Genomic DNA, 10,285 nt, shown 5'->3' on the forward strand with positions numbered 1-10,285 from the left:
GCGGGAAGCCGAGAGGAAGACTAAATGGTGATGGCTGTGAACAGAGGAAATAACCAGGGCGCTGGGCACGATGAAAGAAACAGTTTCTGCGGGTGAGGTCGGCGATCTTGATGCCGGTGGCAGCGGCCATGGAGATCAGAAAGGCTCCTGTGCGCCACTATACCAGCAGCACGGCGGCTTGTGCTGGCCTCGACACGGTCACCTCATGGACTGCAGCTATGAGTGAGCACGGTCCACCCGCGATTCCGATCGATTCGCATCCGTGTCCCGTGCTCGAATACACGCTCTCGGATGGCAACCCACAGGTCACAGCGACGAATAGTGCCTTCGAGCAAGCGTTCGATGGTGCCGTCTCAGGGGAGCCGGTTGCCGACGTCTTCGACGGGTTTGGCGGGCTCGGCGCAGCCGGCGAGCCGGCGCTTGTAGCACAGCTCGCTGCCGGCGACGATATTAAGCGGTATGTGACCGGTCCCGGATCGACCCAACCGTATTTGGTGCAGCATGCAGCGACGAGCGAGACGGGTGGCTTTCTCGTCTTTACCGCGGTCGATGGTGCCGAAACACCAGCCTCCGTCGACGATGTGGCGAGCGTCCTGAGCCATGAGCTCCGAAACCCCCTCGATGTGGCGAACGCACATCTTCAGGCCGCACGCGAAACCGGTGAACCAGCTCATTTCGATGCGGTCAGCGACGCCCATGATCGAATGTCACAGCTCATTCAGGACGTGTTGACGCTTGCCCGGGGTGAGGAGGCAATTACGGCGACTGAGTCGGTATCCATCCAGAGTGTCGCGACGGAGGCGTGGGCTGCCGTCGAAACGCAGGGGGCTGACCTCGTGATGCCGGCGACGCTGCCGACAGCGGATGCTGATCCGGATCGCGTTCGCCGGCTGTTCGAGAATCTCTTTCGAAACGCCGTCGAACACGGCCGGCCAGGTGAACAGCGGGGAGCCGATGACGAGCAGTCAGCCACCAGCCACTCCCAGATTACGGTCACCGTCGGGCCACTCGAAGATGGGTTCTATGTCGCTGATAGCGGCGCTGGTATTCCGCGTGGTGAACGCGACGCCGTCTTCACGCCCGGCTATACGACGGCAACTAGTGGCGCTGGACTTGGGCTCGCCATCGTTGACCGGATTGTCGGCGCTCACAGCTGGGAACTGACGTTAACTACCTCTGCAGAGGGTGGCGCACGCTTCGAGGTGCGATTCCACGCATGACCGTCAACGACTGCCGCGTCTTGCTACAGCCACTGGAGTGACTGCGCTATGGATGATCGACTACAACAGGCGCCCATTGGCGTGCTCGAAATCGACGCTGATGGAACGCTCAGCGAGATAAACGCGGCTGCACGCGACCTGCTCGACGTTAACGGCTCAGTGGCAGGTGAGCCACTCGCCGACGTGTACCCGCAGTCGGTCGAAGAGACGCTACCCCGCATGTTCGATGCGGACGAGATCACGGCCACGGAGTTCGAAGAGTATTACCCAGCCATCGATGGCTGGCTCGCCGTCTCGATTGTCCCCGTCGAGACCGGGGCAACAGTGTACGTGCAGGATGTGACCGCGCGGCAATCACACGCACAGACTGCGGAACAGCTCCGTGCTGAACGAACCCGAGCAACGATTGTTGACGAACTCATCGCGGACGTCGTCACGAAGCTCGTTAACGCCCAGTCGCGTGAAGCGATCTTGGAGGCGATTTGTGAGGCGTTCGGCGAGACCGACCTGTACGAGTTCGCGTGGGTCGGTGACCGGGAGCTCGGACGCGATGCGCTGGCAATTCAAGCGGTTGCCGGCGATACCGGGCAGACGTTTGCGGCGGTGCGTGACACGATCGGATCCGGGGAGCAGACGCCCGAAGAGCGGGCAATCGAGCGCACCCAAGTGGAGGTCGTGCACCCACTCGCCGAAGCCACGCACGTCCCCGAGCGGATTCGCCGGGCTGGATTCGCGGATGGCATCCAGTCACTAGTCGCGATTCCACTCGTACATGGGGCGGACAGCCACGGTGTCGTCGGCGTGTACGCGAGTCATGCCACCGCGTTCTCCGACCGCGAACGAACCACCTTCGAAGCCCTCGGGGAAATCGCCGGGTTCGCTGTGACGGCTGCCCGGAACCGGAACTTACTGCACGCTGACTCCGTGACTGAGGTGACCTTCGAGGTGGGCGACGACTCAGTGCTCGCCGCGCTTAGCGCGGCGACGGGGACGACGATAACGGTGAACGGAATCGTTCCCCACGAGGAGGCCATCCACGGCTACCTCTCGATCGCTGGGGCAGCCCCCGACACCGTTGTGGCGGCAACCAGCGAGCTGGCTGGCCTGAACGACCCCAGAACCGTGCGCGCCGCTGACTCCGGAGGGATGATCGAAGTGACCCTCACCGATTCGACGCTGCTCCTGGTTGCGGCCTCGTTCGGCGCAACCGTCCAGCAGGCAGTCTTCGAGGAGGGAACCGGGCGTGTCGTCGTTGATCTACCCCAAGACGGGGAGCTTCGCCGATTCGCGCGGGTTGCGAGCCGGGAAGTGGATGCTGACGTCGCCGCAAAACGACAGCGGGACACTACGCCCGGGGTACGCGCTCGCGACGTCCGTGAAGAGCTCACCGACCGGCTCACCGACCGCCAAGAAACCGTCCTTCGAACCGCGTACCTCGCGGATTACTTTGAATCCCCGCGGGGCAGTACCGCGGAGGAAGTCGCCGCCTCACTCGATATTACGGGGTCGACGCTCCTGCATCATCTCCGAGCGAGCCAACGCAAGCTTCTCGACGCAGTCTTTGACGACTACGAGTAACCAGCACCCAACCACGGAGGTTTTCAGCGCTGTCATGCAGAACTCCCCTAGTAGCGTCTAACAGTCAACTCATCACAACGCAGTGCTGGGGCGCTAGAATGACGAGTTCGCCATGTGGTGTGCCACTCCTTCGACTCGCTATTGACCGGTCTGGTGTGCCGAGTAGTTGCCCCGCACTTACCGCGGGCTAGTCGAACACGTCGAGGACGTCTTCCTCAGGCAGGAGGCGACGCACTCGCTGTTCGAGATTCGCCGTTCGTTCGGCGATATGGGCATACCCTTCGTGGTCGGCGCGCTCAGTGGCGGTTGTCGCATCCTCCACAACGGCTTGCTTGGATGCAGCGCTGAAATACTCGCCAAGCAGCTCGTAGGCCAAGACCGTTCGATGCTTCTCGATGACGGTGTGGAGCGTCTCGCGGTCAACCGGCTTACAGAGGTATGCGTCGAACGGCATATCCAGGACGTCGAAGTCAGGATCAACCGCGGTGACCATAATCACGCGTCCACGGAACTCCCGGTCGTTGAGCTCCAAGAGCACGTCATCGCCAGATAGCCCGGGCATATGCCGGTCTAACAGGACAATATCGACCGTCGTGTCTTCGATGACGGAGAGCGCGTCTGCGCCCCCGTAGGCGGTTTCGACGTTGCAGAAGCCGCGAAGTCGGAGGGCGTACGCGTCTGCGACCTCTTTTTCGTCGTCCACAACGAGAACCGTGAGGGCATCCAGGGCGTCATCTGACATAGTTCCCGCCGTACACGCCGTTCGTCCCTGAGTCCTCTTAACATATTTCTTTCTCGATAGCTGATCGGTCTGCATACTTCGCCTGTTCACGACGAGCGCATCTGCATGCCTAGCATGACAATCCACGGGGCGGGGAATTCGTTCCTGACGTATGCCCGTTCACCGGCAGCCCTCCAGTACAACTCGCTCACGAACGCATACGGACGAAGTCGATCTCACCCCGACAGAACTCCTCGATATCTTCGGTGACGAATATACGCGACGCGTGTTCGAAGCCATCGCAGACACACCACAAAGCGGTCGTGACGTCGCTGAATCCGTCGATGTCTCCCGCCCAACCGCATACCGACGGCTCAACAAACTCCAGGACGCAGGGCTCGTGACGACCGAGACAGTACTCGCGAAAAAAGGCCGCCATCACAAGCAGTACAAGCCCGTCGTCGACGAACTCCGCGTCTCGTTCAATGACGACGGCAGCATGGATGTCACGGTCCAAACCACCGACTGACGCATGTCAGCGCACTAAATCCCTCTCTCGGTGAGGAATGAACTGCTGGGAATCATTCTGAGGTCCTTAGCGGGCCTTGCCTGTAGAAAGATAGTTCAAGCCGGCTACCGGCATGCCTAGTATGCGCGTCGTAGCTATCGGCGTTGGCGGTGCTGGTGGCCGCATCGTCGATGCACTCTATCAAGATGATACCACTCGGCCAGCATCGTATCTCGCCGGCTGCTGTGTGTTGGACACGGACGGCGTCGATCTCGCGGCGTTAACGGCCGTCCCAGAGGATGCACGCCAGCTGTTCGGCCAAGCGGAGACGAACGGGAACGGTACTGGTGGGGATCGCGAAGTGGCTGCTGCAGCGCTTGAGGAAGATCTCGTGGAGATGCAGCGAGCGGTCGATTCAGCAGTCACCTCGGACGCGGCCGCGATACTCCTCATTTCTGGACTCGGCGGCGGAACCGGGTCTGTCGCAACCCCAAAACTCGCCGACGAGCTGCAGGCGGTGTACGATCGACCTGTGTACTCGGTTTCAGTGTTGCCGGCTGCCCACGAGGACGTCCCCGCGGAGAATCCAGCACACGCCTTGCAGTCGCTGGATAGCGTGGTAGATGCGCAGATTGTTTTCGATAATGACGTGTGGCTCAACTCCGAGCACGACGTTCTGGAGGTGGCCGATGAACTAAACCAGACCCTCGCTGAGCGTCTTGGCGCGCTGTTTAGTGCTGGCGAAGCCGCGGGCGTGGATTCAGTTGGGCAACGGGTCGTCGACGCCAGCGAAATCATCGCGACGCTTGACGAAGGTGGCCTGGCAACAATCGGCTACGCAGAACAAACACTCGACAGCCAGGCGGATTCATCGTCGCTGCTCGGCCGCGTTCGCGGACTCGTTGGGGCACGCGACGAGACGGTCGATGAAGTCGCAGCGATCAAGGCGGTCGAAACGACGCTTCGGCGTGCGACCCGCGGGCGGTTGACGTTTGATTGCCCGCTGGATGCTGCAACCAGTGGGCTGCTAGTCGTGTCCGGGCCGCCAGCCTGGCTCCACCAGTCGGCGATCTCTGACGGCCAGACGTGGCTGTCAGAAGAGATCGGTTCAGTACAATTGCGTACCGGTGACAGTCCAATCCCGAACGGCGATACCCTCGCAATCCTCGTTCTCTTCGCTGGCATCCGTGACGCACCCCGGATCGACGAACTCCGGACGACGAACAGTTAACCGGTCGTCCGAGCGAAACACGTACCGGTCGTAGTCCTCACGAATTTCTGACTGGGAAACGCTGCATTACCGTTATTTTGTCTCCGCCATAATCCAGCAGTGTCGCCGGCCCTCCAGAAAATCGCCTGCCATCGGATACGACGTTATCGGAGCCTCGTCACAGCTCCCCTGAGAGGACCAGCAACTCATCCCCGCCGGCGACGTTCTCGTGAGACAGTCTCAACACGACAACGCCCAATCTTGGCACGGTCCACAGCGGTTCGTGAGAACGCATTACTGCAAAGAGTAGGTGTTTTCACGGACGACTTGACCACGAAGAGCGGGACGCTCAACACGAGTCAACTGCCACGGGCACGGTGGCCCGTGGCTTGTCAGTGGACTCACCGCGTCATACCCGAAGGGTTTTCGGGCGTTCACGGGTCGGCATCCCTGACTTCGGGGCCGGTTGACCGCGGCCCGTGACCGGCGACAACTGTTGGCCGCCGACCACTACCAGACTAGTGGGGTGCCATTCACTAAAGGACTGGTATGATGCAGTGAGTGTCGGCTTCCTCTCCGCCCACGGTGGGGCGGGGAATCCGCCTTGGTTTTCTTTTGAATAGCACTCGCGACACACGTACAATTCACGCTACCCGAAGCTAACGAGTGCGTCTGGGTTGGGGGCTGTTTCTAGTGCTGAAATAGCCCACCATGTATTTTGAGGTTGCAGCGAAAGTACGAACTAATGCCCTTGAATATCGGTTCGGCATTCACTAATGGAGTTCGCCGCGTCGCCAATCGAAACGGCTTGAAACTAATACTTGGATACGTCGTCCTCGGTGCGATCTGGCAGATAGCGTTCTATAGCGCCTTTGTCTCCTGGATTGACACAACGGATATTCCCACGAGCGAGCTTGGTCTGCCGACAGTAGGCGCACCGTTCGCCCTCCTTGTTGTCGGTGCAGTCCTCTCGCTGCTGGCGCTTCAATACCTTACAATCGTCGCGCTCCGAACGTTCGTCAACGGCCACACCAACTCCATCCCCCAGGAATACTTCACACGACGCTCTTGCGAAGTAGATTGTTGATAGCGAGAGCTGGGGCTGAAAGTCGAAGAGGGCAAGGGCACCGCGCTAGCGGTGCCCGATATGTTCCCGATAAACCGATTCGTGTCGGAATCGGCTGCAGCGGACCTGCTGCAACAGGTTCGCTGGCGTGATGGTGTCGAGTGCCCCCGCTGCCGTTCTGACCTGACGGTCAGAAACGGCAGCTATCGGGTGTATCAACGGTATCTGTGTAAGAATTGCGGTCGGACGTTCAACGATAAAACCGGCACGATTTTCGCCCACTCGAAACTCTCACTGAAAGAGTGGTACTTCACGATCTACGTATTCTTACGGTTTAACACGAGTATTCGGCAAATCGAGGCGGAGCTTGATTGTTCCTACCGAACGGTGAGACGGCGCGTCGAGCGCTTCGCCAAGGCGCTCGACGCGCCTTCGATCACACTGTCTGGACCGGTCGAAATCGACGAAGTGTACGTCTCGGCCGGCCTGAAAGGCCGCGAGCGCGACCAGGAGTCGCGCTCGCGTGGCCTGTCCACACGTGGCCGAGGATCGTACGACGGCGACAAACCGCCGGTGTTTACGCTGGCCGATCGTGGTTCGGGCGACCGGTACGTCGTGCCAGCGAAATCCGCTGATGAATCGACCATTCGACTCCTGCTTGCTGACCACAACGAGGAGTCGCTGACCGTCTATACGGACGGATTTCGAGCGTATGAACCGCTCGAAAAAGACGACGCATTCACCCGCAAATACGTCGTCCACGGCGACGGCGAATATGCCGACGGCGACATCCACGTCAACACCTGCGAGAGCCACGCGTCGCTGACGCGACGGTGGCTCTCGCCCCACCGAGGAGTGTCAAAAGACAAGCTAACACCGTATCTCAGAGCATTTCAGCTCCGCCGCGAACTCTACAGAAAACCTGGTGACGAAGCACTCAAACATGCTCTCGACGCCGCCCTCTGAAAATCAACAACGTGCTTCACAAGAGCGTCACACGAAATATCGTCTACGTCCTCGTTAACTCAATCCTCGGCAGTATCGCATTCGGCTTCCTCGTCACCCTCGGAACCATCCTCCTCGTCATCCCAGGAATCATCGCCTACATCGCATTCCTCTTCATGATCGTCTATATCACCGTCGAAGACGAGAACTTCATCGCCGCACTCCGCGACAGCTGGACGTTAACGCGGGGCAACTGGCTGCGCCTCTTCGGCCTGCTACTGGTCCTCTTCGTCGTCGTTGGGATTTTCGCCAGCCTCCTGTCCGTCGGCACAAGAATCGCGATTACCGCCGTCGCCGGCCAATCATTGGGTACGCTCGTTTCCGGCATTATCGCACTCCCTGTCTCACTACTCACGCTCGGCATCCTTGCAGAAGCATACACCCAACTCCGCAACCAAACCGGAACTACTGAACTGTGAACTGCCCCTGCCACTCGCCGCCTTCGGTGACCCCTTGAGGAAGGGAGCTTACCGCCTGTATTCACTAAAACCGGGGTTCCGTCACGCGTTTGACGACGGTTGCCCGCGGGATATCGACACTAGGTGGTTTCAGGCTCGCGAGCTAGCCGGAATGCGTTCAGGGAACTACCGAGAGAACGGTAGTAGCCCGGCACCGCATTCGTAAGTAGTCGCCGGCCGATACGCGAGTACAGGGGGCATGTAGTCGCGTCACTGACAGTGGGAATGGCCGGCGACACTCAAAGAATTGTAGAGCCAACAAGTATGTGTTATGGCCCACGAGGTACGACGGCCTTAGCGTTCAGATCGGGAACCCGGAGGGGCGATATTTTCCTCTCTAACTTCAGCGATCAACTTCGAGTAAAACCTCGTGGAGTCGAACGGTAACGGTGCTTCCTTGAGAGTCGCGGTCTCCGAAAGAGAGGGTTCCACCGAGTTGGGTGACAGCCCAGTTCACGAACCAGAGGCCAATACCCCGGCTGTGTTTGAGTTGTGACTCAGCTCCTTCAGTCAGAATTTGCCGCTCGCGTTCCGGGATGCCGGGGCCATTGTCCGTGACCGTGAGTTCTACTGCTGGGGCATCGATATTGACGGTGATTTCGATGCGTGGCGTCGACCGGTCCGTGTGTGTAAGTGCGTTCTCGATCAGTTCTGCCAGCACCTCACGAAGGAGCGCCGGATACGATTCGATGAGGCATTCCTCAGGACACGTAACGTCAATCTCGCTCGCCGGGTACTCCGCGCGAAATTCGGCTGCGACCGTTGTCACGAGTGCCGTGATATTAGTCCGTTCCGGCGGCCCAAGACTGTCCTGCATGACGTCTTCGGCTTTTCGCGCTTTCTCGCTCAACACGACAAGGTCCTCGGCGTTCTCTTGGACGCCTGATCGAAGTGTGTCGTCGTCGATTTGTTCGGCGTGGGCAAGGACGATATCCAGTTTGTTGCGGAGATTATGTCGTAGGATGCGATTGAGGACGGCGAGGCGTTGCTCTCGTGTCTGTTGATCGGTGACGTCCCGAAGGAGCACCGTTTTCGCGACCTGCGTGGCGTCGTCTTCGACGGCGGAGACGCTGTATTGGAATCGTCGCCGTCCCTTCGTGGTTTGCAGCGTGCTGGCCCCGGTGGTGCCGACCGTAAGATCCAGTTGTGCAAACTCGTCTGCAATAGCTTGTACTGGCTGGCCGATTAGTGATGCGGGCGGCTGGTCGAAGACCTGCCCGACGGTCCCGTTCGCGTCGAGGACGTGGTCGTCCCAGTCAAGGACGAGGACGGCTTCTTGGAGTGTTTCGACGACGCGTGTCCGCGCGATATGCTCTGCTTTTGGGAACACTGTCAGAACCGGATAGCGACGGACTGCGATTGCGAACAGGCCACCCGCGGTGAGGAATCCGACTGTGACCCCGTTCGCGGCAGGGTGGCCGTCACCGAGCATGCCGGCGAGATATGGTGCGGTAACGGCAAGCGACAGCACGAGCACTTGGTGTTTCGAGACGCGGGCGTGATTCCAGCCGAGATCGACTAACAGATACGTTGCATACACGATGAGGATGAGCAGCGTCAGAATCGCTGTCCCTGCAAGCGACGCGACGAGCCGCTCAATCGTGGTGGTTGGCAGCCCAGCGGCGATAACTGCCCCGCTCAGGACGACCGGCGCGGCGATCCCCGCGAACATGACAACTCGCCACCGCGTCAGTCCGGTTCCACGGCCAGTGTAGCCGAGCGCATAAACCGTCCAGGTTCCGGGTAGGAGGAGGGCACACCCGAGTTGGCCGAACGTCGCAATATCACCGACTACGGAGACGCCGAGCGCGCTCGATGACTCCGCGAGCAGCGAAAAGAGCGCCCAGCATGCCATCGTCCCAACAGCGACCGCGAACATCCATGCACTGGCGTGCTCTCGGGCCTGCAGTACAGTCCACGTTGTCCAGCCCAAGAGGAGGACCGCAACGCCATCTAGCAGAACTGCGGCGGTCGCCTCAAACACCGGCATTATTCGCCATACTTCAACTAACTAAGTTATAGTTACTGTTTGAACGCCACCCATAGCCAGCAACCCGGACCACTAGTTGGCAAAACCAATAGAACGAGTGGCGCCAGCCTATATTCACAATTCACCCGATACCGGCTGGTAACGGTGGGTAATACGGCCTTTCTGGGGGAGAAAACATTTACCGGTACCGACGAAGCTTCCTGTGATGCCCTCCAGGCGCACCTATCTCAGCACGCTCGCGGCCGTCAGTCTCGCTGGCTGTGTTAGCACCACCCCAGACGAAACAACTGAATCGACGACCGAAACGACGACCGCCACGAGTACGTTGTCACGGCCCGCGGTAACAGTTGAGGCGGCGGCCGTCCAGTACGCCTACCGCCACATCGAGAGCGTGGACTGGAATGCTGTGTTGAATAGATGTTGAGTCACGGTTATAGCGGCTCACACAGCGGTTCGATGTTGATGATGGCGAACATCAAGACAATTTCACGGAACTGTCGATACCAGCCCAGCGCTCGCACGGCATCGC

11 protein-coding genes and 1 pseudogene are annotated in these 10,285 nt (G+C 59.7%); 8 read left to right on the plus strand and 4 right to left on the minus strand.

What is annotated here, in order from left to right; genetic code table 11:
- Positions 1-353: 353 nt before the first annotated feature.
- A complete protein-coding gene (locus LPA46_RS16585; protein WP_230893461.1) occupies positions 354-698 on the minus strand; it encodes a hypothetical protein in 345 nt (114 codons plus the stop codon).
- Between LPA46_RS16585 and LPA46_RS16590 the strand changes: the two genes are divergently transcribed.
- Together LPA46_RS16590 and LPA46_RS16595 are read left to right on the plus strand one after the other, a co-directional pair.
- Positions 624-1,220, plus strand: coding sequence for a sensor histidine kinase (locus LPA46_RS16590; RefSeq protein ID WP_442908270.1), 597 nt, complete (start codon positions 624-626; stop codon positions 1,218-1,220). The two genes, LPA46_RS16585 and LPA46_RS16590, sit on opposite strands and share 75 nt — an antisense overlap.
- A 48-nt stretch (positions 1,221-1,268) precedes the next feature.
- The gene (locus LPA46_RS16595) at positions 1,269-2,798 is read left to right on the plus strand and encodes a bacterio-opsin activator domain-containing protein (RefSeq protein WP_230893463.1); all 1,530 of its coding nucleotides are present in this window, start codon (positions 1,269-1,271) and stop codon (positions 2,796-2,798) included.
- A 187-nt stretch (positions 2,799-2,985) separates the two neighbouring features.
- Here LPA46_RS16595 and LPA46_RS16600 read toward each other — a convergent pair whose 3' ends face one another.
- The gene (locus tag LPA46_RS16600) at positions 2,986-3,540 is read right to left on the minus strand and encodes a response regulator transcription factor (protein ID WP_230893464.1); all 555 of its coding nucleotides are present in this window, start codon (positions 3,538-3,540) and stop codon (positions 2,986-2,988) included.
- Between the two features lie 151 nt (positions 3,541-3,691).
- Between LPA46_RS16600 and LPA46_RS16605 the strand changes: the two genes are divergently transcribed.
- From LPA46_RS16605 to LPA46_RS16625, 5 genes are all read left to right on the plus strand, one after another.
- Positions 3,692-4,048 carry a winged helix-turn-helix domain-containing protein gene (locus LPA46_RS16605; RefSeq protein ID WP_230893465.1) on the plus strand — a complete coding sequence of 119 codons (357 nt, stop codon included), beginning with the start codon at positions 3,692-3,694 and terminating at the stop codon, positions 4,046-4,048.
- Between the two features lie 121 nt (positions 4,049-4,169).
- Positions 4,170-5,258, plus strand: coding sequence for a tubulin/FtsZ family protein (locus LPA46_RS16610; protein ID WP_230893466.1), 1,089 nt, complete (start codon positions 4,170-4,172; stop codon positions 5,256-5,258).
- A gap of 724 nt (positions 5,259-5,982) precedes the next feature.
- Entirely contained in the window at positions 5,983-6,324 is a 342-nt protein-coding gene (locus LPA46_RS16615) for a hypothetical protein (protein ID WP_230893467.1), read from the plus strand.
- A gap of 60 nt (positions 6,325-6,384) precedes the next feature.
- Positions 6,385-7,269, plus strand: a complete 885-nt coding sequence (locus tag LPA46_RS16620; RefSeq protein WP_230893475.1) for an IS1595 family transposase — start codon at positions 6,385-6,387, stop codon at positions 7,267-7,269.
- An 11-nt stretch (positions 7,270-7,280) separates the two neighbouring features.
- The gene (locus LPA46_RS16625) at positions 7,281-7,727 is read left to right on the plus strand and encodes a hypothetical protein (RefSeq protein WP_230893468.1); all 447 of its coding nucleotides are present in this window, start codon (positions 7,281-7,283) and stop codon (positions 7,725-7,727) included.
- A 382-nt stretch (positions 7,728-8,109) separates the two neighbouring features.
- On the opposite strand, the gene LPA46_RS16630 is transcribed toward LPA46_RS16625, so the two are convergent.
- The gene (locus tag LPA46_RS16630) at positions 8,110-9,756 is read right to left on the minus strand and encodes a sensor histidine kinase (RefSeq protein WP_230893469.1); all 1,647 of its coding nucleotides are present in this window, start codon (positions 9,754-9,756) and stop codon (positions 8,110-8,112) included.
- A 205-nt stretch (positions 9,757-9,961) separates the two neighbouring features.
- On the opposite strand from LPA46_RS16630, the gene LPA46_RS16635 reads away from it, so the two are divergent.
- Positions 9,962-10,180, plus strand: coding sequence for a hypothetical protein (locus tag LPA46_RS16635; RefSeq protein WP_230893470.1), 219 nt, complete (start codon positions 9,962-9,964; stop codon positions 10,178-10,180).
- Positions 10,181-10,187: 7 nt separating this feature from the next.
- Here LPA46_RS16635 and LPA46_RS16640 read toward each other — a convergent pair.
- A pseudogene (locus LPA46_RS16640) lies at positions 10,188-10,285 on the minus strand (IS5/IS1182 family transposase); the annotation flags it as partial.

The organism is Halobacterium sp. KA-6 (genome assembly GCF_021029015.1).
Classification (GTDB): domain Archaea; phylum Halobacteriota; class Halobacteria; order Halobacteriales; family Halobacteriaceae; genus Halobacterium.

What these genes read in the sequence shown, in the direction of transcription:
- LPA46_RS16585 (WP_230893461.1), bottom strand. Translation starts at nt 698, where the DNA reads ATGGGCGTCGCTGACCGCATCGAAATGAGCTGGTTCACCGGTTTCGCG.
- LPA46_RS16595 (WP_230893463.1), top strand. Translation starts at nt 1,269, where the DNA reads ATGGATGATCGACTACAACAGGCGCCCATTGGCGTGCTCGAAATCGAC.
- LPA46_RS16600 (WP_230893464.1), bottom strand. Translation starts at nt 3,540, where the DNA reads ATGTCAGATGACGCCCTGGATGCCCTCACGGTTCTCGTTGTGGACGAC.
- LPA46_RS16605 (WP_230893465.1), top strand. Translation starts at nt 3,692, where the DNA reads ATGCCCGTTCACCGGCAGCCCTCCAGTACAACTCGCTCACGAACGCAT.
- LPA46_RS16610 (WP_230893466.1), top strand. Translation starts at nt 4,170, where the DNA reads ATGCGCGTCGTAGCTATCGGCGTTGGCGGTGCTGGTGGCCGCATCGTC.
- LPA46_RS16615 (WP_230893467.1), top strand. Translation starts at nt 5,983, where the DNA reads ATGCCCTTGAATATCGGTTCGGCATTCACTAATGGAGTTCGCCGCGTC.
- LPA46_RS16620 (WP_230893475.1), top strand. Translation starts at nt 6,385, where the DNA reads ATGTTCCCGATAAACCGATTCGTGTCGGAATCGGCTGCAGCGGACCTG.
- LPA46_RS16630 (WP_230893469.1), bottom strand. Translation starts at nt 9,756, where the DNA reads ATGCCGGTGTTTGAGGCGACCGCCGCAGTTCTGCTAGATGGCGTTGCG.
- LPA46_RS16635 (WP_230893470.1), top strand. Translation starts at nt 9,962, where the DNA reads ATGCCCTCCAGGCGCACCTATCTCAGCACGCTCGCGGCCGTCAGTCTC.